Annotated in this window: 1 protein-coding gene and 1 pseudogene; both read left to right on the top strand. The window is 58.7% G+C overall.

What is annotated here, in order from left to right:
- Positions 1 to 171, top strand: a pseudogene (locus tag ACR0E6_RS22185) (DNA polymerase III subunit chi); the annotation flags it as partial.
- 34 nt (positions 172 to 205) lie between these two features.
- Positions 206 to 743: aldo/keto reductase (locus tag ACR0E6_RS22180; protein WP_480587433.1), on the top strand; the 538-nt coding region annotated here is incomplete at its 3' end.

Here is a 743-nt window from a genome sequence, read left to right as displayed (position 1 = left end):
GACCCGGATGAGGTCGCCGCGCTGGACCGAGTTTGCATTCTGTTCGACGGCAATGACATGGAGGCTGTTCAACATGCGCGCGGCCAGTGGAAAGCGCTGACCAGCGCGGGGTGTTCAGCGCAATATTGGTCCGAGGAATCGGGCCGTTGGGAAAAGAAAGCCGAAGCCTAGCGCGCGGCTGTTGCGGAAATCAGGAGAGCGACAAATGGAAATGAAGCCTTTGGGCCGCACCGGGATCATGGTGTCTGATCTGTGTCTTGGGACGATGACATTCGGATCGCAAACCTCGGAAGCCGACGCGAATTCGCAGATGGACGTGGCGCTGGCAGCCGGGATCAATTTTGTCGATGCCGCCGAGATGTACCCGGTCAATCCGGTCGCCAAAGAGACGATTGGCCGGACCGAGGAAATCCTTGGCAACTGGAATGCAGCCAATGCTGCGCGCCGGGGGGATTATGTTCTGGCCACCAAGCATTCCGGTGAGGGGCTTCGCTTTGTCCGCGATGGTGCGCCGATCACCGCTCAGACAATCCCCGAGGCCATCGAGGGCTCACTGAAGCGTTTGAAGACCGACTATATCGACCTCTACCAGTTTCACTGGCCCAATCGGGGCAGCTATATGTTCCGGCAGAACTGGACGTTCTCGCCCAAGGGGCACAACACCGATGAAGTGCTGGAGAACATGCAGGAGTGTCTGGAGGCGCTTCAGGTTCAGGTCGACAAGGGCAATATCCGGGCCTTTG

The organism is Ruegeria sp. AP12, assembly GCF_056540025.1.
The sequence above is the reverse complement of the archived record's forward strand: the minus strand, read 5'-3'. Positions and strand labels throughout refer to the sequence as shown.